The organism is Variovorax guangxiensis, from assembly GCF_003952165.1.
GTDB lineage: Bacteria > Pseudomonadota > Gammaproteobacteria > Burkholderiales > Burkholderiaceae_C > Variovorax > Variovorax guangxiensis.
Window position 1 is genome coordinate 59,280 of the sequence record NZ_RXFT01000017.1, and the last position, 19,469, is coordinate 78,748.

17 protein-coding genes are annotated in these 19,469 nt (G+C 68.3%); 1 reads left to right on the plus strand and 16 read right to left on the minus strand.

Annotated features, from left to right (window positions below; translation table 11 throughout):
- Positions 1-92 precede the first annotated feature (92 nt).
- The gene (gene pdeM, locus EJP67_RS28645) at positions 93-734 is read right to left on the minus strand and encodes a ligase-associated DNA damage response endonuclease PdeM (protein WP_420824286.1); all 642 of its coding nucleotides are present in this window, start codon (positions 732-734) and stop codon (positions 93-95) included.
- 101 nt (positions 735-835) lie between these two features.
- On the opposite strand from pdeM, the gene trxC reads away from it, so the two are divergent.
- Positions 836-1,285, plus strand: coding sequence for a thioredoxin TrxC (gene trxC, locus EJP67_RS28650; protein ID WP_126025119.1), 450 nt, complete (start codon positions 836-838; stop codon positions 1,283-1,285).
- A gap of 2 nt (positions 1,286-1,287) precedes the next feature.
- Here the strand turns inward: trxC and EJP67_RS28655 are convergent, their stop codons facing one another.
- The 15 genes from EJP67_RS28655 to atpA form a co-directional block, all read right to left on the minus strand.
- Positions 1,288-4,062: a ligase-associated DNA damage response DEXH box helicase gene (locus EJP67_RS28655; protein ID WP_126025120.1), complete on the minus strand. Its 2,775-nt coding sequence runs from the start codon at positions 4,060-4,062 to the stop codon at positions 1,288-1,290.
- On the minus strand, positions 4,059-5,714 hold the full coding sequence (locus tag EJP67_RS28660; RefSeq protein ID WP_126025121.1) for an ATP-dependent DNA ligase: 1,656 nt from the start codon (positions 5,712-5,714) through the stop codon (positions 4,059-4,061). Before EJP67_RS28660 ends, EJP67_RS28655 begins: the two co-directional genes overlap by 4 nt.
- The gene (locus EJP67_RS28665; protein ID WP_126025122.1) at positions 5,711-6,841 is read right to left on the minus strand and encodes a ligase-associated DNA damage response exonuclease; all 1,131 of its coding nucleotides are present in this window, start codon (positions 6,839-6,841) and stop codon (positions 5,711-5,713) included. Before EJP67_RS28665 ends, EJP67_RS28660 begins: the two co-directional genes overlap by 4 nt.
- 77 nt (positions 6,842-6,918) lie before the next feature.
- A complete protein-coding gene (locus EJP67_RS28670) occupies positions 6,919-7,449 on the minus strand; it encodes a DUF3617 domain-containing protein (RefSeq protein WP_126025123.1) in 531 nt (176 codons plus the stop codon).
- A 77-nt stretch (positions 7,450-7,526) separates the two neighbouring features.
- Complete coding sequence (locus tag EJP67_RS28675) at positions 7,527-8,234, minus strand: phosphatase PAP2 family protein (protein ID WP_240650813.1); 708 nt, start codon at positions 8,232-8,234, stop codon at positions 7,527-7,529.
- A 25-nt stretch (positions 8,235-8,259) separates the two neighbouring features.
- A complete protein-coding gene (locus EJP67_RS28680) occupies positions 8,260-9,426 on the minus strand; it encodes a Gfo/Idh/MocA family protein (RefSeq protein ID WP_126025124.1) in 1,167 nt (388 codons plus the stop codon).
- A 166-nt stretch (positions 9,427-9,592) separates the two neighbouring features.
- On the minus strand, positions 9,593-10,555 hold the full coding sequence (locus tag EJP67_RS28685) for a substrate-binding domain-containing protein (RefSeq protein WP_126025125.1): 963 nt from the start codon (positions 10,553-10,555) through the stop codon (positions 9,593-9,595).
- Positions 10,556-10,598: 43 nt separating this feature from the next.
- The gene (locus EJP67_RS28690) at positions 10,599-11,624 is read right to left on the minus strand and encodes an ABC transporter permease (protein ID WP_126025126.1); all 1,026 of its coding nucleotides are present in this window, start codon (positions 11,622-11,624) and stop codon (positions 10,599-10,601) included.
- On the minus strand, positions 11,587-13,116 hold the full coding sequence (locus EJP67_RS28695) for a sugar ABC transporter ATP-binding protein (protein ID WP_126025127.1): 1,530 nt from the start codon (positions 13,114-13,116) through the stop codon (positions 11,587-11,589). Before EJP67_RS28695 ends, EJP67_RS28690 begins: the two co-directional genes overlap by 38 nt.
- 11 nt (positions 13,117-13,127) lie before the next feature.
- A complete protein-coding gene (locus EJP67_RS28700) occupies positions 13,128-14,297 on the minus strand; it encodes an ROK family protein (RefSeq protein ID WP_126025128.1) in 1,170 nt (389 codons plus the stop codon).
- A gap of 230 nt (positions 14,298-14,527) precedes the next feature.
- Positions 14,528-14,947: a F0F1 ATP synthase subunit epsilon gene (locus tag EJP67_RS28705; protein WP_019657634.1), complete on the minus strand. Its 420-nt coding sequence runs from the start codon at positions 14,945-14,947 to the stop codon at positions 14,528-14,530.
- Between the two features lie 12 nt (positions 14,948-14,959).
- On the minus strand, positions 14,960-16,360 hold the full coding sequence (gene atpD / locus EJP67_RS28710) for a F0F1 ATP synthase subunit beta (protein ID WP_126025129.1): 1,401 nt from the start codon (positions 16,358-16,360) through the stop codon (positions 14,960-14,962).
- Between the two features lie 146 nt (positions 16,361-16,506).
- Entirely contained in the window at positions 16,507-16,902 is a 396-nt protein-coding gene (locus EJP67_RS28715) for a hypothetical protein (protein WP_126025130.1), read from the minus strand.
- An 88-nt stretch (positions 16,903-16,990) separates the two neighbouring features.
- On the minus strand, positions 16,991-17,866 hold the full coding sequence (gene atpG, locus EJP67_RS28720; RefSeq protein ID WP_126025131.1) for a F0F1 ATP synthase subunit gamma: 876 nt from the start codon (positions 17,864-17,866) through the stop codon (positions 16,991-16,993).
- 33 nt (positions 17,867-17,899) lie between these two features.
- Positions 17,900-19,453, minus strand: coding sequence for a F0F1 ATP synthase subunit alpha (gene atpA, locus EJP67_RS28725; protein ID WP_126025132.1), 1,554 nt, complete (start codon positions 19,451-19,453; stop codon positions 17,900-17,902).
- Positions 19,454-19,469: the final 16 nt, after the last annotated feature.

Here is a 19,469-nt window from a genome sequence, read left to right on the forward strand (position 1 = left end):
GGGGAGGGCGGGGGTGGGGGCACGCGGCGTCCGCACTGGGCGCCCTGCCTGCCCCCATCCCAGCCTTCCCCCAGAGGGGGAAGGAGCAAAAGTCACTCTTGGACAGGCAGCGCCCAGACGGCATCGCCGCCCACCGCATGAAAGCGCCGCCCCGGCGCAGATTCCATCAGCCACCCGCCCGTGAACTCGCCGAAGGCCGGCAGCACGGCCTGCTGCCCGTCGCTCGCGAAGCACGGCAGCCGCACGCTGTCGCGCCCTCGCCCCTGAAGCCTGCAGACCGGATGCAGATGCCCCGCGAGCACGAAGTGCGTGGCATGCACCTGCGGATGGTGGCAGCAGGCGAAAGGGCCCAGCAGGAAAGGCTCGTCGACCACCTCGATGCCGAGTTCCGGCGGCGGATCGCCCGCGCGGCTGTCGTGGTTGCCGCGCACCAGGGTCATGGCAATGGCGGCGTGGAGCGAACGCCAGGCCTCGACGGCGGCCAGCACCGTGCGCGCCTGCGCCGCATGCAGGAAGTCGCCGAGGAAAACGATGCGCTGCGGCTCATGCTTCTGGATCAGCACATCGAGCCGCGCGAGGTTCTGCTGCGTGGTCCCGCCCGGCACCGGCTGGCCGAGCGCGCGATAGGTCGCGGCCTTGCCCAGGTGCAGGTCGGCCACGAACAGCACGCGCCGGCCGGGCCACCACAGGGCACGCTCGGGCAGCAGGTGCAGCAGCTCGCCCGCCCAGTGCACGGCGAGCGGCGAGTTGGATGTATCGGGGGATGTCACCCGGCCAGTGTCGCAAAACCTGCGCTTGCCTTGCAAAGGCCCTCCAGAGCCCCCATTTGCCTGCCATGACCGAATCGCCCCCGCTGCACATCGTCTGCCCGCACTGCCACACGACCAACCGCGTGCGCGCGGCGCAGCTGGGCAGCGCCCCCGACTGCGGCAGCTGCCACCGCCCGCTGTTCACCGGCCATTCGACGGCGCTGGCGGATGCCGCCACCTTCGACCGCCACATCGCCCGCAACGAGATTCCGGTGCTGGTCGATTTCTGGGCGCCCTGGTGCGGCCCCTGCCGCCAGATGGCGCCGGCCTACGAGCAGGCCGCAGCCCAGCTGGAGCCCTACGTGCGGCTCGCCAAGGTCGACACCGAGGCGGTGCCCGCGCTGGGCGCGCGCTTCAACATCCGCAGCATCCCGACGCTGGCGCTGTTCCGCGGCGGCCGCGAAGTGGCGCGGCAGGCCGGCGCGATGGGCACGGCCGACATCGTGCGTTGGGTGAAGGCGCACGGCGCGGGCTGAGACTAGAGCGGCGGCAGCGGCCTTGACGGCCGCGGCGGCCGCCGACGGTCGCGCCGCTGGCTCACCGGCTTCGGCGGCCTGCCCGGCCCTTCCTGCCCGAAGGCGAGCGTCCCTTTCACGCGCTCCACGCCGCCGGCCGTGACCGCGCCGCCTGCGGCCTTCTCGAGCTGCTCGACCATGCGCGCGATGCGGTCCGCCACGTTCTCGTTCGACAGCTTCTCGCGGAACAGCTCCACCATCAGCGGAAACGAGAACGGCGTGGGCCGTGCGAGCGGCTTCAGCACCAGCCGCTGCGTGGCGATGCGCTCGAGGCTCGCGCGCAGGCGGCCGATCTCGAGCTCCTGCGCGAGCAGCTCCTGCTCGGCCTGCAGCAGCAGCCTGTTGCCTGGGTCGTACTTGCGGAACACCTCCCAGAAGAGCGACGACGAGGCCTGCAGCTGCTTGCTGCTGCGCTTCTCGCCCGGATAGCCCTGGTAGATGAGGCCCGAGACGCGCGCGATCTCGCGAAAGCGCCGCTGCGCCAGCTCGCCCGCGTTGATCGATGCCAGCACCTCGTGCAGCAGCGCCGCGCGCTGGTCTTCGCCCTCGCCCTGGGGCAGCGTCAGCACCCGCGGCAGCAGCGCCGGCCAGTCGACCTCGGTCGCGCTCAGCAGCTCGAAGCCGTAGTCGTTGACCGCGATCGAGAAGGTGCGCGCCTCGTGCTGCGCGACGCGCCAGGCCAGGAGGCTCGCGAGCCCGAGGTGCACATGCCGGCCCGCGAAGGGGTAGAGGAACAGGTGCGAGCCCTCGCGCGTGCTCAGGGTTTCGGCCAAGAGCGTCTGCGGCGTGGGCAGCGCCGACCACTGCTGCTGTATCTCCAGCAGCGGGCGCACGCACTGCAGTTCGGGCGAGTCGTAGCGACCTTCGCCGGCCTGCGCGAGCTGCTGCACCACCGCGTCGGCCAGGGTGTTCGACAGCGGCATGCGTCCACCGCCCCAGCGCGGCACCGCGGCACGCTTGCCGCTGGCGCGCCGCACCCAGGCCGTCATGTCGTGGATGCGCACGAGTTCCAGCATGCGGCCGCCGAACAGGAAGCAGTCGCCGGCCTTCATGCGGGCGACGAAGCTCTCTTCCACGCTGCCGATCTTCGAGCCGCCGAGGTACTGCACCGAGATGCTCGCATCGCTCACGATGGTGCCGATGTTCATGCGGTGCCGCCGCGCGAGCCGCGCATCGGGCACGCGCCAGACGCCCTCGGCATCGGGCACCACGCGCTTGTAGTCCGGATAGGCCGCGAGAGACGGGCCGCCCTGCGCCACGAACTCCAGGCACCACTGCCAGTTCTCGCGCGCGAGGCTTTCGTAGGCCGCCGTGCCGCGCACTTCCTCGTAGAGGTCGTCGGGCACGAAGCCGCCGCCCAGCGCGACCGTCACCAGGTGCTGCACCAGCACGTCGAGCGGCTGCTCGGGCGAATGGCGCGCCTCGATGTGCCCGGCCGCGATGGCGACGCGCGCGGCCGAGCCTTCCACCATCTCCACGCTGTGCGTTGGCACGAGCGTGATGCGCGAAGGCCGCCCCGGCGCATGGCCCGAGCGGCCCGCGCGCTGCAGCAGCCGCGCCACGCCCTTGGGCGAGCCGATCTGCAGCACGCGCTCCACCGGCAGGAAGTCCACGCCGAGGTCGAGGCTGGAGGTGCAGACCACCGCCTTGAGCTCGCCGCTCTTCAGGCCCAGCTCGACCCATTCGCGAACCTCGCGGTCGAGCGAGCCGTGATGCAGCGCGATGAGGCCCGCCCATTCCGGCTTTGCTTCGAGCATCGCCTGGTACCAGATCTCAGCCTGCGAGCGCGTGTTGGTGAAGACCAGCGTGGTGCTGCTCGCGGCGATCTCCTCGATCACCTGCGGCAGCATCGTGAGGCCCAGGTGGCCGCCCCACGGAAAGCGCTCGGCGACGCCGGGCAGCAGCGAATCGATGACCAGCTTCTTCGGCACCTGCCCCTGCACCAGCACGCCCTCTTCATGGCCCAGCAGCGCATGCATCGCCTCGTGCAGGTTGCCCAGCGTGGCCGACATGCCCCAGATCGCGAGGCCCGGGTTCCAGCGCTTCAGCCGCGCGAGCGCGAGCTGCACCTGCACGCCGCGCTTGTTGCCCAGCAGCTCGTGCCATTCGTCGACCACCGCCATGCGAACGTGGCCGAGTACCTCGTGCGCATCGGCCCGCGCGAGCAGCAGCGAAAGGCTTTCGGGCGTGGTGACGAGCACCGTGGGCAGGCGCTGGTTCTGCGCGCTGCGCTCGGCGGAGGTGGTGTCGCCGCTGCGCGCGCCGGCGCTCCATGGATGCACCTCGGCGCCGAGGGCTTCCAGCGGCTGCTGCAGTGCGCGCAACGTGTCGGCCGCCAGCGCGCGCATCGGCGTGAGCCACAGCACGGTGAGCGGCTCGGCAACAGGCCGTGCGTTCGTCGATGCGGCCGCCTTGCGCGCCCGCACGAAGGCCTGCAGCGCACCCAGCCACACGGCGTAGGTCTTGCCAGCGCCGGTGGTGGCATGCAGCATGCCCGAGCGGCCATCGGCGATCGCCTTCCAGACCTCGCGCTGGAACTTGAAAGGCTTCCATCCGCGCTCGGCGAACCATGCATCGAGCTCGGCTTTGACTGCCTTGCTCCTTCCCCCGCTGGGGGAAGGCTGGGATGGGGGCACGCGGCCTTCAACAGACCGCTCCCCCGAGATACGCCGCGTGCCCCCACCCCTGCCCTCCCCCAGAGGGGGAGGGAGCGAAGCGGGATCCTTCGGGCTGGTCATGCGGGCAACAACGCAGCGAGCGTCTGCAAGGTATCGGCCTCCTCGACCGGCTTGTCCTCGCGCCATCGCAGCATGCGCGGAAAGCGCACCGCGATGCCGCTCTTGTGCCGCGTGCTGCGCGCGATGCCCTCGAAGCCGAGCTCGAACACCAGCGTGGGCTTCACGCTCTTCACCGGTCCGAAGCTCTCCACGGTGGTCTTGCGGATGATCGCGTCCACGCGCGCCATCTCGGCATCGGTGAGGCCCGAGTAGGCCTTGGCGAAGGGCATGAGCCTGCGGTCCTCCTGTCCGGGCGGGCCGTCCCACACGGCGAAGGTGTAGTCGCTGAAGAGGCTGGCGCGCCGGCCGTGGCCGCGCTGCGCGTAGATCAGCACCGCATCGACGCTCAGCGGATCGATCTTCCACTTCCACCACACGCCCACGTCCTTGGTGCGGCCAACGCCGTACTGCGCGTCGCGGCGCTTGAGCATCATCCCTTCCACGCCCATGGCGCGCGCCGCTTCGCGCTGGCGCGCGAGATCGGGCCAGTCGGCCCCGGCGAGCACCGGGCTCGGCAGCAGCGAGGGATGGTCCATGCGCGCCACCAGCTCGTCGAGCAGCACTCGGCGCTGCGACTGCGGCAGCGCGCGCAGGTCGCGCCCCTCCCATTCGAGGATGTCGTAGGCCAGCAGCACCACCGGGATGTCGCGCAGCAGCTTCGCGCCCAGCGTCTTGCGGCCGATGCGCTTCTGCAGCTCGGCGAAGGGCTGCACGCGGCCCTCGCGCCAGACGACGATCTCGCCGTCGAGCACCGTGCCGTCGGGCAGCGCCTCGCCGAGCGTGGCGAGTTCGGGGAAGCGCTCGGTCACCAGCTCCTCGCCGCGCGACCACACCCACGCCGCGCCCGCGCGCTTGACCAGCTGCGCGCGGATGCCGTCCCATTTCCATTCGACGATCCAGTCCGAGGGCGGCCCCAGCACCGCGTCGAACTGCTCCAGCGGCAGGTTGAAGGGATGCGCAAGGAAGAAGGGGTACGGCTGGCCGCTGGTCTTCTGCTCCTGCTCGGAGCCCGACTCGGGAGCGATGAGCGCCTGGTAGTCGTCGGCCCGCGGCCTTCCTCCGATGTGCGTGTAGCCCATGAGCCGCTGCGCCACGCGCTTGGCGTCGATGCCGCCCACGGCCGCGAGCGCCTGCGTGACCTGAAGCTTCGACACGCCGACGCGGAACGCGCCGGTGATGAGCTTGAAGTACACCAGCCGCTCCTCGGGCGCGAGCTGCCGCCACTGCGCGCGCAGGCGGTCGGGCAGCTCGTCGGGCGTGTTCTTCGCGGCGTCGCGCAGCGGCAGCAGGTGCTGCTCGACCCATGCGGCAAGGCCCAGGTCGTGCGCGTCGGTGGGCGGCGGCAGCAGCAGCGCGATGGTCTCGGCCAGGTCGCCCACCGCGTCGTAACTCTCGTCGAACAGCCACTCGGGCAGGCCCGCCGCCTCCTGCGCGAGCAGCCGCAGCAGCTTGACCGGCACCAGCTGGCGCGGCTTGCCGCCCGCGAGGAAGTAGACGGCCCAGGCCGCATCCGCCGCATCGGCCTCGCGCAGGTAGCGCTGCAGGGCGGCCTGCTTGGCGAGGTTCGACGTGCTGGCGTCGAGCTCGTGATAGAGCGCGGCGAAGGCCTTCATGGTGCCTCTCCTTCCCCCGCCGGGGGAAGGTCGGGATGGGGGCTCTCGGCCTCCCCATCGAGCGCAGTCTGCCCTCTCCCCTGCCCTCCCCCGGAGGGGGAGGGAGTCTCTTGATCATCTTCATCGCCGTACTCGGTCTTGAAGCCTCGCGCATCGAGCCCGTTCTCGGTGAGCCACCGCACCATCACCTGCACGCTGCCATGCGTGACGAACACGCGCTCGGCCCCGGTGCCGGCGATGGCCTGCTGCAGGCCGGGCCAGTCGGCATGGTCGGACATCACGAAGCCTCGGTCCACGCCGCGCCGCCTGCGCGTGCCGCGCAGCTGCATCCAGCCGCTCGCGAAGGCGTCGGCGTAGTTGCCGAAGCGCTTCATCCACGGCGAACCCTGTGCCGAGGGCGGCGCGAGCACCAGCGAACGCTTCAGCAGCGCGGCATCGACGCCCTCGCCGTCGGCACGCAGGGTGGGCGGCGGCGCGACGCCGGCCGCGCGGTACACGGCATTGAGCGGCTCCACCGCGCCGTGCACGACGATGGGACCGATGCTCGCGTCCACGCCGTGCAGGATGCGCTGCGCCTTGCCGAAGGCATAGCAGAACAGCACCGATGCGCGGCCGGCTTCGGCGTTGGCGCGCCACCATGCGTCGATCTGCGCGAACAGCACCGGCTGCGTCGGCCAGCGGTAGACCGGCAGGCCGAAGGTCGACTCGGTGATGAAGGTGTCGCAGGGCACCGGCTCGAACGGCGGGCAGGTGCCGTCGGGCTCCGTCTTGTAGTCGCCCGAGGCCACCCACACGCGCCCGCCGTGCGCGAGCCGCACCTGCGCCGAGCCCAGCACATGGCCCGCAGGGTGCAGCGAGACGCGCACGCCGTGGTGCTCGATGGCTTCGCCGTAAGGCAGCGTCCGCAGCGCGATGTCGCGTCCCAGGCGCGCGCGCAGCGTGCCGGCGCTGTCGGTGTGGGCGAGGTAGTGCCCGTGCCCGGCGCGCGCGTGGTCGGAATGCGCATGGGTGATGACGGCGCGCGCCACCGGCCGCCACGGGTCGATGTAGAAATCGCCGGGCGGGCAGTACAGGCCCTCGGGCCGGGCGACGACGAGGAGGTCTTCTTCCTGCTTTGCGGGACGCATGGCATGCCATCGTAGGCGCTGCCGGGGTTTGGCGCCGCCGAACGACGGGCGCAAAGCGTTGTGGGCGGGCTCCTACCCTAGGGTCGCTTCGGACGGTTCTTCGCCATGTCGAGCACATTCATCTTCATGCCGTTGGGCATGACCATGTCGCCCGGCTTCTGGTCGGCCTTGCAGGGGCCGATCCATTTGGCCTCCATCACGCTGTGGCCCTCGGCGCGGCCCATCAGCGGCGGGCTGTAGCTCGACTTGCTCTCCATGCGATAGGCGGTGCCGAAATCGCCGCTCATCACCGCGTGCGATGTGGCGACGGTGTTGCCGATCTTGCAGACCGAGTCCATGACCAGCTTGCCGCCGTCCGAGCTCAGCTCCTGCTTGGAGCACAGGTCCTTGCCCATGCCCTGGCCCATGTCGCGCAGCGCCTTGTCGCTGGCCGCGTCGATGCATTGCTGCATGGTGTGGCCTGCTGCGGCGTCCTTGCCGCCGCTGCCGTCCCCCGTCCGGATCTCCCAGAGGCCTGGCTTGCGCGCGGGAAAGTCGAGCGCGAGCGCCGGCACCGCGAGGGCACCGGCCGCCAGGCAGGCCACGGCGGCGGAAAGACGGAAGTTCATGGCGGGCTCCCCCGGCGGTGTACGGCGATGCCCGGTTTTTACCGCGCGCGCCGCCGCGGCGGTATATCGCGATCGGCCTACGCCGGAACAGCCGCCGTGCCGCGCCGCCTCGTGGCGGCGCCGAACGCCACGCCCAGGGCGAAGCCGCCGAGCACGTCGATCAGCACGTGCTGTCGCACCGCCATCGTCGAATAGACGATGCCCGCGGCCCAGGCCACGTTGACGGCGCGCAGCCAGAGCGGCGCCCCCACCGCCCGCAGTTGCCGCGCCAGCACCACGCAGCTGAACACCGAGAACGACACATGCAGCGAGGGAAAGGCGTTGCCGGCCGAGTCGACCATCTTGAGGAACTGCAGCGAGGTGCCCGGCGTGGTCTCGACCACGAAGTTGGGAATCGCCGTGGGCATGAACCAGAACACGAGCAGCGCCAGCAGCGTCATGGCCGCGCAGCCCAGCGAGAAGCCGGTCAGTTCGCGCATGTCCCCGGCCAGCAGCACCGGCAGCGCGATGTAGCCCCACAGCGATAGATACACCGGCAGCAGCCACGGCCAGAAGGCGATGAGCCGGTCGACGGGCGTGAGGGGCAACACCCAGGCCTGGCCCGCGTTCTTCATGATCCAGAAGTACAGCGGGAAGAAACCGAGCGTGGCGACGGTGTTGCCGACCAGCTTCAGGGGGAACAGCGTGATGCTGCGCTTCCACAATGCCGCGAGCCATGGCGGCACCATCGAGGAAGACGATGCGGAAGAAGACGAGGATGTTGCGTCGGACGCGGGAGGTGTCATGGAGGCCTGGGCAGCGCGCCGCGCGCTACCAGGGCGTCCACTTTAATTCGCTTTTCGCCGAAGCCACCGTGCGTTCGATGAAGCGCACGCCGCGCGCGCCGTCCTCCACGCGCGGATAGTCGGCCGCCAGCGGGTCGGCAGTACGCCCTTCGAGCCTTGCGCGGATGTCCGCCGCCACGCCCGCGTACACGTTCGCGAAGGCCTCGATGAAGCCTTCCGGGTGTCCGGCCGGCAGCCGGCTCGCGCGTTTCGCGGACTCGCACAGCCACGGCGCGCCGCGCGTGAGTACCTGCAGCGGCCCGTCGTGCGGCAGGTGCACCAGCCGGCTCGGTTGCTCCTGGTGCCATTCGAGCGTGCCAAGCGTGCCCGACACGCGCAGGCGCAGGTCGTTCTCCAGGCCGGTGTTGATCTGCGAAGCGATGAGCACGCCGCGCGCGCCGCCCTCGAAGCGCAGCAGCAGGCTGCCGTCGTCGTCGAGCATGCGGCCCGGCACCAGCGCGCCGAGGTCGGCGCACAGGCTCTCGATGCGCAGGCCGGTGACGGTGGCCACGAGGTTCTCGGCATGCGAGCCGATGTCGCCGATGGCGCCGGCCGCGCCGCTGCGCGCGGGGTCGGTGCGCCAGTCGGCCTGCTTGTTGGCGCCGCTGCCCTCGACGTGGCTCGCAAGCCAGCCCTGGTTGTATTCGACGACGACCTTGCGCACCTCGCCGATGAGGCCCGAGCGCACCATCTCGCGCGCCTGCCGGACCATCGGGTAGCCGGTGTAGTTGTAGGTGACGCCGAACACCGTGCCCTTCTTCGCGACCGTAGCGACTAGCGCGTCGGCCTGCTCGCGCGTGTGCACCAGCGGCTTGTCGCACACCACGTGGAAGCCCGCCTCGGCGAAGGCCTGCGCCACCGGGAAGTGCACATGGTTGGGCGTGACGATCGACACGAAGTCGATGCGCTCGCCCTCGGGGCGCTTGAGCTCGTCGGCCAGGAGCGCCTGCCAGTCGCCGTGGTTGCGATCGGCGGCCAGGCCGAGGTCGCGGCCCGAGGCGCGCGCCTTCCCGGGGCTGGACGAGAGCGCGCCCGCGACGAGCTCGATCTGCCCGTCGAGCGCCATGGCCTTGCGGTGCACGGCGCCGATGAAGGCATCGCGGCCGCCGCCGACCATGGCGTAGCGCAGTTTGCGAGGAGGTGTGTCGCTCATCAATCGTCTCGGTGTTCGTGGTAACTGTCCCCTCTCCCTCTGGGAGAGGGCTGGGGTGAGGGCATCGGCGGTTGCACGCGCACAGCCTTTGCCATCGCCGTCGACCCTCACCCCAACCCTCTCCCCGAGGGGAGAGGGAGCAAGACGGGCCCGCCGCTTCAGGACATCAGAAAGGCGAATTGGGGTGGTAGAAGTCCTTGGCGTTTTCCTTGGTGATGAGCACCGAAGGAATGATCGTGGTCGCCGGCAGCTTCTCGCCCTTCAGGCGCGCCTCGGCCGTGAGCTTGATCGCGTCGTAGATGAACTTCGGCGAGTAGCTCACGTCGGCGGTGATGCGCTTGTCCTTGCCGTCCATGATGGTCTTGACCATGCCCTTGGCGCCCGCGCCGCCGAAGATGATCTTGATATCGTCGCGCTTGGCCTGCTCGATGGCCTTGAGCACGCCCACGGCCATGTCGTCGTCGGCGGCCCAGATGGCGTCGATGCTCTTGAAGCGCGTGAGGTAGTCCTGCGTGACCTTGAAGGCGTCGTCGCGGTTCCAGTTGGCGTACTTGGCGTCGAGCAGCTTGATGTCGGGGCTGTTCTTGAGCACCGCGTTGAAGGCATCCATGCGCTCGTTGTCCAGCGTGGTCGCGATGCCGCGCAGCGCCACCACGTTGCCCTTGCCGTTCAGCTGCTTCACGATGTATTCGGCCGGAATCTTGCCGAAGGCCGTGTTGTCGCCGGCCACGTACGCATCCTGCGCGCTGGTGTCGGTGAGGCCGCGATCCACCACGGTCACGTAGGCGCCCTTGGCCTTGACCTGTGCCACGGGCTTGGTCAGCGCTGCGGATTCGAAGGGGAACACGACCAGCGCGTTGATCTTGGTGACCGTCGAAAGGTCCTGCAGCTGGTTGGCCTGCTCGGGCGCGTTGGCGGCCGTCTTGATGGTGATCTTCAGGTCCTTGTGTTCCTTCTCCAGGTCCTTCTTCGCCTGGTTGGCCCAGTAGTTGATGCCGCCCATGAAGCTGTGCGTGGCCGCGGGAATCGAAACGCCGAGGTTGACCTTCTCCGCGGCGAGCGCGGGCAGGCTGGCGAACGCGGCGGCGGCAACCGCCGTGAGTGCGAGGCGTCGGGTGAAAGTCGTCATGCTGGATGTCTCCTCTTGGTTGATGGAACGGAACGGGAAAGAACTAGCGCCGGCCGCGCTGCAGGAACGCGACGATGATGATCACGAAGCCCTGCACCGCTGCGTTGAGGTACACGCTGATGATGCTGGTGAGGTTCAGGATGTTGCTGATGACCGAGAGCAGCACCGCGCCCACCACCGTGCCGGTGATGCTGCCCGCGCCGCCCTTGAGCGCCGTGCCGCCCACGATCACCGCGGCGATGGCTTCGAGCTCCCACAGCAGGCCGGTGGTCGGCGAGGCCGAGCCCAGTCGCGGCACGTACAGCAGCGTCGCGATGCCCACGCACACGCCGAGCAGCACATAGGTGAGGATCTTCACGCGGTCGACGTCCACCGCCGCGTAGCGCGCCACCTGCTCGTTCGAGCCGATGGCCTGCACGTAGCGTCCGTAGGCCGTGCGGTTGAGGATGATGCCGCCCACGATGGCGACGATCACGAACACCCACACCGGCACCGGGATGCCCGCGAGGCTCGCGTAGTACACGGGCGCGTAGAGGTCCGACAGCTCGTTGTCGAGCGTGAGCGCGCCGCCATCGGCGAAGTACGTGAGGTAGGCGCGGAAGATGCCCAGGGTGCCCAGCGTCACGATGAAAGGCTCGATGCGCCCCTTGGTGATAAGCAGGCCGTGCGCGAGGCCGAACACCGCGCCGAGCACCACGGCCAGCACCGCGCCCATCACCACCGCCAGCAGCGGCGAGCCCGAGGCCGGGCCGGCCCAGTTGATGAACATGATCACGCTGCCCGCGATGAGCGCGGCCATCGAGCCCACCGACAGGTCGATGCCGCCCGAGATGATCACGAAGCACATCCCCACCGCGATGATGCCGATGAAGGCCGTGCGCGTGAGCACGTTCATCGCGTTGTCGACGGTCGCGAAGTCGCCGTTCAGCAGCGTGCCCGCGATGCACAGCAGCACCAGGCCGATGACGGGGCCCAGGCCATGCAGGCGCTCGGTCCAGCGCGGCGCGGTCTCGCTGCGGTGCGCGGCGACTTCAGGCTGCGGCTGTGGTGTCTGCTGTTCCGGTGGCATGAGCGATGAGCTCCTCTTCTGTCAAATGCTCCGCGTCAAGCGTGGCGACCAGCTTGCCTGCCCGCATCACCGCGACGCGGTGGCACAGGCCGATCAGCTCCATCAGCTCCGACGAGACGACGATCACCGCGAGCCCTTCGCGGGCGAGTCGCTGGATCAGGAAATAGATGTCGCGCTTGGCGCCCACGTCGACGCCGCGCGTGGGCTCGTCGAGCACCACCACCTTCGGCCTGGGCTGCAGCACCTTCGCGAGCGCGAGCTTCTGCTGGTTGCCGCCCGACAGCGACGAGGCCTTCACGTCGAGCGAGCCGGTGCGGATGCCGTAGTCCTTCACCGCCTCGGCCAGCGCGCCGCGCTCGGCCTCGGGCTTGAGCCAGGGTTGCGCGTAGCGCTCGAGCGCCATGAGCGTGAGGTTCTGGCGCAGGCCGAAGTTGACATGCAGGCCCTTGCCCTTGCGGTCTTCGCTCAGGTAGGTGAGGCCGTGCCGCGCCGCGTCGCGCGGATTGCGCCAGCCCTTGCCGTGGGGCACGGGCTTGCCGAGCATCTCGACGCTGCCGCCGCTCGCGGGCCGCAGGCCGAGCAGGCCTTCGAAGAGTTCGGTACGGCCGGCGCCGACGAGGCCCGCGAAGCCGAGGATCTCGCCGGGGCGCACCTCGAAACTCGTGTCCTGCGCCCAGCCGGGCACGCTGAAGCCTTGCACGCGCATGGCGGGCTCGCCGGACGTCGTCACCGCATCGCGCGGCGGGTACAGGTCGGCCAGTTCGCGGCCCACCATCAGGTTGGCCATCTGCTGGCGCGTGACATCGGCCGTGGGCGCGCGCGCCACGAAGCGGCCGTCGCGCATGACGATGACTTCGTCGGTCACCTGCTCCACCTCGTCGAGCTTGTGCGAGATGTAGACGATGGTCACGCCGTCGGCGCGCAACTGGGCGATCAGCTTGAAGAGGCGCTCGGTCTCGCCGGGCGTGAGCGTGGCGGTGGGCTCGTCCATGACGAGCAGGCGCGCGCGGCGGGCGATGGCCTTCGCGATTTCCACGAGTTGCTTCTCGGCGACGATGAGCTTGCGCACCTTGGTGCGCGGGTCGATGTTCAGGCCTACGGCCGCGAGCGCGGAGGCGGCGTCGCGCTCCATGGCGGCATCGTCGAGCAGCCAGCCTTTCTTCTTTTCATGGCCGAGAAAGATGTTCTGCGCCACGTTCAGGTCTTCGGCGAGGTTGAACTCCTGGTGGATCAGCACGATGCCCAGCGCCTCGGCGTCGCGCGAGCTCGCGAACTGCCGCGGCTGTCCGTTGATCTTCAGGGCGCCGCCGGTGGCCGACTCGTAGCCCGACAGGATCTTCATCAGCGTGGACTTGCCCGCGCCGTTCTCGCCGAGCAGGCCGTACACGTGCCCGGGCGCGAGCGCGAAGCTCACGCCGTGCAGCACCTGCACCGGGCCGAAAGCCTTCACGATGCCGTCGAACTCGACGGCGACGCTGCCTTTGCCGCTCATGCCCGCATCGGTCACGGCGCCACCCCGCGTGCCTTCAGCGTTTCCTGCATCGCGAGCACGCCCGCGCCGATCAGGCCGCCCTGCATGCCCAGCGGCGTGTACTGGATCTCCAGGTGCCGCGTGGAAAGCGCCAGCGAGCGCTGGTACACGCTCTGCCGCACGGCAGCGAGGAACAGCGGCCCGATGCGCGTGATGCCGCCGCCGATGAACACGTGCGACGGATTGAAGAAGTTGACGACCGAAGCGAGCATCTGCCCGATCAGGCTGCCCGCGCGCTGGATGATGGCGTTGGCGGCCGTGTCGCCGCCGCGGCTGGCCTGGCCCACGTCGATCGCGTCGATGCGGCCGTGCTGGCGCAGGACTTCGGCCAGCGCGGCGCTCTCGCCGGCCTCGGCGGCCTGCACCGCCATGCGAGTGATCGCCGGGCCGGCGGCCATCGCCTCGACACAGCCGAGGTTGCCGCAATGGCAGCGCGGCCCCTCCTGGTCGACGCAGATGTGGCCCACGTCGCCGGCCGAACCGGCGGCGCCGCGGTACACCTCGCCATGGCAGACGATGCCGCAGCCGATGCCGGTGCCGATCTTGATGACGAGGAAGTTCTGCAGCGAGCGCCTCAGACGCCACAGCTCGCCCAGCGCCATGAGGTTCACGTCGTTGTCGACGAAGACGGGGGCGGCATAGTCCTCGCGCAGGTAGTCGCGGATCGAGAAGCTGTCCCATGCCGGCATCAGCGGCGGGTTCACGAGCTGGCCGATCTCGAAGTTGACCGGGCCGGGCACGCCGATACCGATGCCGAGCACGTCCTTGGGGCCGTGGCCACAGCGGGCCAGCAGCTCGCGCATCAGCACGCGCACACGGGCCAGCACGACCGCAGGGCCCTCTCGCACGTCGGCGGGTTCGTCGTGCTGGGCGAGCACGCTCAGGTCGGGCCGCAGCACGGCCACGTCGAGGCTGGTGGCGCCGATGTCGACGCCGACGAGCACGCCGAGTGCGGCATGCAGCTGGAGGTTTTCGGGGCGGCGTCCGCCCGACGAGCGCTGCAGGCCGGCTTCCGCCAGAAGGCCCTGGTCGACGAGGCCGGCGATCAGCCCGTTGGCCTTGCTCTTGGAAAAGCCCAGCTGCTCCGCCATGGCATGGCGCGAACCGCCGGCCGACCAGAAGGTCGTTTCCAGCAAACGCATTTCGTCCGCAGTGATGCCACTCCAAGGTGCCACGCGCCTTGTCTCCGGTGTTCTTTGTCTTGCGCCAGCGGTCATTGCCGCTGGACGAAGGCGAATACTAGGTGGCGGGCTTCAGCCGGACAAGGCCGAACTTCGACCTAATTCAGGCCAAATTACAACGATGCCAGGCGCACGGTGGACGAAAAAAAGCCGCCTCTAAGGGCGGCTTCTTGGGCTCCCGCGAAGGAAGCTTATTTCTTCTGACGGTACTTGCGCAGCGCCGCGATCTGGGCGGCCATCACGGCCAGCTCGGATTGGGCCATCGCGATGTCGATGTCGCTCTTCGCGTTCTTCAGCGCTTCTTCTGCTGCGGCCTTGGCCTGATTGGCCTTCTCGTCGTCGAGGTCCTTGCCGCGGATCGCGGTGTCGGACAGCACGGTGACTGCGTTGGGCTGCACTTCGAGAATGCCGCCGGCCACGAAGACGAACTCTTCCTTGCCGTCGGCGGTTTCGATGCGCACGGCGCCGGGGCGGATGCGCGTGATCAGCGGGGTGTGGCGCGGGAAGATGCCGAGCTCACCGGCTTCACCGGGCAGCGCGACGAACTTGGCTTCGCCCGAGAAGATCGACTCTTCCGCGCTGACCACGTCCACATGGATGGTGCCTGCCATGGTGATTCCTTCTTAAGCGACCTTCTTGGCCTTCTCGAACGCTTCGTCGATGGTGCCGACCATGTAGAACGCCTGCTCGGGCAGGTGGTCGGCTTCGCCGTTCACGATCATCTTGAAGCCGCGGATGGTTTCGGCCAGCGGCACGTACTTGCCGGGCGAGCCCGTGAACACTTCGGCCACGTGGAACGGCTGCGACAGGAAACGCTGGATCTTGCGGGCGCGGGCCACGGCCAGCTTGTCTTCCGGAGCCAGTTCGTCCATGCCCAGAATCGCGATGATGTCGCGCAGTTCCTTGTAGCGCTGCAGCGTGCCCTGCACGGCACGGGCCACGTTGTAGTGCTCTTCGCCGACCACGTTCGGGTCGAGCTGGCGCGAGGTCGAGTCCAGCGGGTCCACGGCGGGGTAGATGCCCAGCGAGGCGATGTCACGCGACAGCACCACGGTGGAGTCCAGGTGGGCGAAGGTGGTGGCGGGCGACGGGTCGGTCAAGTCGTCGGCGGGAACGTACACGGCCTGGATCGAGGTGATCGAGCCGACCTTGGTCGACGTGATCCGCTCCTGCAGGCGGCCCATTTCCTCGGCCAGCGTCGGCTGGTAGCCCACGGCGGAAGGCATGCGGCCCAGCAGCGCCGACACTTCGGTACCGGCCAGCGTGTAGCGGTAGATGTTGTCCACGAAGAACAGAACGTCACGGCCTTCGTCGCGGAACGACTCGGCGATGGTCAGGCCGGTCAGCGCCACGCGCAGGCGGTTGCCCGGGGGTTCGTTCATCTGGCCGTAGACCATCGACACCTTCGAGTCCTCGAGCTTCTCGAGGTTCACGACGCCGGAGTCGGCCATCTCGTGATAGAAGTCGTTGCCTTCGCGGGTGCGTTCGCCCACGCCTGCGAACACCGACAGACCCGAGTGAGCCTTGGCGATGTTGTTGATGAGTTCCATCATGTTCACGGTCTTGCCCACGCCGGCGCCACCGAACAGGCCCACCTTGCCGCCCTTGGCGAACGGGCAGACAAGGTCAATCACCTTGATGCCGGTTTCCAGCAGGTCCTGCGAAGGCGACAGTTCGTCGTACGCGGGAGCCTTGCGGTGGATGGAAGCGGTGAGCTCCTGGCCCACGTCGCCGCGCTCGTCGATCGGGCGGCCCAGCACGTCCATGATGCGGCCGAGGGTGGCCTTGCCGACCGGCACGGTGATGGGAGCGCCGGTGTTGGTCACGACCAGGCCGCGACGCAGGCCGTCGGACGAGCCCAGTGCAATGGTGCGCACCACGCCGTCGCCGAGCTGCTGCTGAACTTCGAGGGTCAGCCCGCCGCCTTCGAACTTCAAGGCGTCGTAGACCTTGGGCATCTGGTCACGCGGGAACTCCACGTCGACCACGGCGCCGATACATTGGACAATTTTTCCTTCAGCCATGGCGTTTCCTTCTGGATGGATCTCAATAAATTTGCGACAGGTTCTTGCAGAAGCGTCCTGCTGCCAAAACGGGCCGCTTTTGCAAGAAAGCCGGACAGGCCGGCATCCTTGAATTTCTCTTTGCAGTCTTCGCTGTCAGTACTTCATCAGCACTTCATGGCCGTCGCCTGTGCGGCGAAAGCGTCCGAAGCAGCCTTGCAGGCCTGACCCAGCGCAGCCTTGTCGGCGCCCATCGAAGCCCAGGTGGCCTTCGTCTGGTCGAGGCTTGCCTTCATGGCGTCGGCAGCAGCACCGCTTTGCGAAGCGACGCAGGTCTGGACCTTGGCCAGGTAGTCGTTGCATTCCTGCGGCAGATCGGCGGCGGATGCCGTCGGAGCTGCGGCGGGAGCAGCCGCCGGCGCTGCTGCAGGAGCGGGCGCGGGTGCCGGAGCGGGCGCTGCAGGTGCAGCGGCGGGAGCCGGTGCAGGCGCGGGCGCCTCTTCCTTCTTGGAGCAGGCGGTCAGAGCGGCAGCAACAGCCACCAGAGCAAGCATCTTCTTCATTTTGCGCAGAGTCCCCTAAAAAAGGCCTTGGGTTATCAGGAGCGCGGAACGCCCCTGATCAGCAACGCGGCCTGTTGCATTGCCTCGATCAAACGCCCGCGGCGGCGGCCGCGCCGGACACGATTTCCGACAGTTCCTTCGTGATGCCGGCCTGGCGGGTCTTGTTGTAGACCAGCTTCAGCTCGTTGATCACGTTGCCTGCGTTGTCGGTCGCGGCCTTCATGGCCACCATGCGCGCCGAATGCTCGGACGCCATGTTCTCTGCCACGGCCTGGTACACCAGCGATTCCACGTAGCGCACCAGCAGCTCGTCGATCACGCTCTGCGCATCGGGCTCGTAGATGTAGTCCCACGAGTGATGCGCCGGATCGGCCTGCAGCGTCTCGGCCTTCAGCGGCAGGAGCTGTTCCACCATCGGCTCTTGCTTGATGGTGTTGATGAACTTCGTGTAGCACAGGTACACCGCCGACAGCTTGCCTTCGGCGTAGGCGTCCAGCAGCGTCTTGACCGGCCCGATGAGCTTGTCCAGATGCGGCGTGTCGCCCAGCTGCGTCACATGGGCCACCACGCGGGCGCCGATGCGGTTCAGGAAACCCAGACCCTTGTTGCCGATGGCGACCGACTCCACCACGTTGCCTGCGGACTGCGCTTCGCGCAGCTTGCTGGTGACAGCACGCAGCAGGTTGGTGTTCAGGCCGCCGCACAGGCCCTTGTCGCTGGTCACGATGATGAAGCCGACGCCCTTGGCGTCGTTCGTCTTCATGAAAGCGTGGGTGTACTCCGGGTTCGCCTTGCCGAGGTTGGCTGCGATGTTGCGGATCTTTTCGCTGTAGGGGCGAGCGGCGCGCATGCGATCCTGCGCCTTGCGCATCTTGGAAACCGAGACCATTTCCATGGCCTTGGTGATCTTCTTGGTGTTCTCCACCGATTTGATCTTGCCGCGGATTTCCTTACCAGCTGCCATGAGAGCTCCTTCTTGCGTCGGTCAAGGCGTCGATCAGGCGAACGACTTCTTGAACGAGGTGACGGCGGCCAGCAGTTCGGCTTCCGATTCCTTGTCCAGAGCCTTGGCCTTCTCGATCTTGTCGAGCAGCGCGGCGTGGCTGGACTTCAGGAACTGGTGCAGGCCGTGCTCGAAAGGCAGCACCTGCTTGATTTCGAGGTCGTCCATGAAGCCCTTGTTCACGGCGAACAGCGACGCGCCCATCAGCGAGATCGACAGCGGGCTGTATTGCGGCTGCTTCAGCAGTTCGGTCACGCGGGCACCGCGGTCGAGCTGCTTGCGGGTGGCTTCGTCGAGGTCGGAAGCGAACTGCGCGAACGCAGCCAGCTCACGGTACTGCGCCAGGTCGGTACGGATACCGCCGGACAGGCCCTTGATGATCTTCGTCTGGGCCGACGAACCCACGCGCGACACCGAGATACCGGCGTTGATGGCGGGGCGGATACCTGCGTTGAACAGGTTGGTTTCCAGGAAGATCTGGCCGTCGGTGATCGAGATCACGTTGGTCGGAACGAAGGCGGACACGTCGCCGGCTTGCGTTTCGATGATCGGCAGCGCGGTCAGCGAACCGGTCTTGCCCTTGACTTCACCCTTGGTGAAGGCTTCGACGTAGTCGGCGTTCACGCGGGCTGCGCGCTCGAGCAGACGGCTGTGGAGGTAGAACACGTCGCCGGGGTAGGCTTCGCGGCCCGGGGGACGACGCAGCAGCAGCGACACCTGACGATAGGCGACGGCCTGCTTCGACAGGTCGTCATAGACGATCAGCGCGTCTTCGCCGCGGTCGCGGAAGTACTCGCCCATCGTGCAGCCCGAGTAGGCCGCAACGTACTGCATTGCAGCCGATTCCGAAGCCGAAGCCGCGACCACGATCGTGTAGTCCATGGCACCGGCTTGTTCCAGGGCGCGCACCACGTTCTTGATCGACGAAGCCTTCTGGCCGATCGCGACGTAGACGCAGGTCATGTTCTGACCCTTCTGGTTGATGATCGCGTCGATCGCCACGGCGGTCTTGCCGGTCTGGCGGTCGCCGATGATCAGCTCGCGCTGGCCGCGACCCACGGGCACCATCGAGTCGATGGACTTCAGGCCGGTCTGCATCGGCTGGTCGACCGACTTGCGGGCGATCACGCCCGGTGCGACCTTCTCGATCACGTCCGTCATCTTGGCGTTCACCGGACCCTTGCCGTCGATCGGCTGGCCCAGGGCGTTCACCACGCGGCCGATGAGCTCGGGGCCCACCGGCACCTCCAGGATGCGGCCCGTGCACTTGACGGTGTCGCCTTCGGAGATGTGCTCGTACTCGCCCAGAATCACAGCGCCGACCGAGTCGCGCTCGAGGTTCAGGGCCAGGCCGAACGACGGAACGCCGTCGGCAGTGGCCGGGAACTCCAGCATTTCGCCCTGCATCGCGTCGGACAGGCCGTGGATGCGCACGATGCCGTCGGTCACCGACACCACGGTGCCTTCGTTGCGGATGTTGGCACTGACCCCAAGGCCCTCGATGCGGCTCTTGATCAGCTCGGAAATTTCTGCGGGATTGAGTTGCATGACTCTTTCCTTCTTT

Coding starts and splice junctions, on each gene's coding strand:
- trxC (WP_126025119.1), top strand. CDS start 836: ATGACCGAATCGCCCCCGCTGCACATCGTCTGCCCGCACTGCCACACG.
- EJP67_RS28655 (WP_126025120.1), bottom strand. CDS start 4,062: ATGACCAGCCCGAAGGATCCCGCTTCGCTCCCTCCCCCTCTGGGGGAG.
- EJP67_RS28660 (WP_126025121.1), bottom strand. CDS start 5,714: ATGAAGGCCTTCGCCGCGCTCTATCACGAGCTCGACGCCAGCACGTCG.
- EJP67_RS28665 (WP_126025122.1), bottom strand. CDS start 6,841: ATGCGTCCCGCAAAGCAGGAAGAAGACCTCCTCGTCGTCGCCCGGCCC.
- EJP67_RS28670 (WP_126025123.1), bottom strand. CDS start 7,449: ATGAACTTCCGTCTTTCCGCCGCCGTGGCCTGCCTGGCGGCCGGTGCC.
- EJP67_RS28675 (WP_240650813.1), bottom strand. CDS start 8,234: ATGACACCTCCCGCGTCCGACGCAACATCCTCGTCTTCTTCCGCATCG.
- EJP67_RS28680 (WP_126025124.1), bottom strand. CDS start 9,426: ATGAGCGACACACCTCCTCGCAAACTGCGCTACGCCATGGTCGGCGGC.
- EJP67_RS28685 (WP_126025125.1), bottom strand. CDS start 10,555: ATGACGACTTTCACCCGACGCCTCGCACTCACGGCGGTTGCCGCCGCC.
- EJP67_RS28690 (WP_126025126.1), bottom strand. CDS start 11,624: ATGCCACCGGAACAGCAGACACCACAGCCGCAGCCTGAAGTCGCCGCG.
- EJP67_RS28695 (WP_126025127.1), bottom strand. CDS start 13,116: ATGAGCGGCAAAGGCAGCGTCGCCGTCGAGTTCGACGGCATCGTGAAG.
- EJP67_RS28700 (WP_126025128.1), bottom strand. CDS start 14,297: ATGCGTTTGCTGGAAACGACCTTCTGGTCGGCCGGCGGTTCGCGCCAT.
- EJP67_RS28705 (WP_019657634.1), bottom strand. CDS start 14,947: ATGGCAGGCACCATCCATGTGGACGTGGTCAGCGCGGAAGAGTCGATC.
- atpD (WP_126025129.1), bottom strand. CDS start 16,360: ATGGCTGAAGGAAAAATTGTCCAATGTATCGGCGCCGTGGTCGACGTG.
- EJP67_RS28715 (WP_126025130.1), bottom strand. CDS start 16,902: ATGAAGAAGATGCTTGCTCTGGTGGCTGTTGCTGCCGCTCTGACCGCC.
- atpG (WP_126025131.1), bottom strand. CDS start 17,866: ATGGCAGCTGGTAAGGAAATCCGCGGCAAGATCAAATCGGTGGAGAAC.
- atpA (WP_126025132.1), bottom strand. CDS start 19,453: ATGCAACTCAATCCCGCAGAAATTTCCGAGCTGATCAAGAGCCGCATC.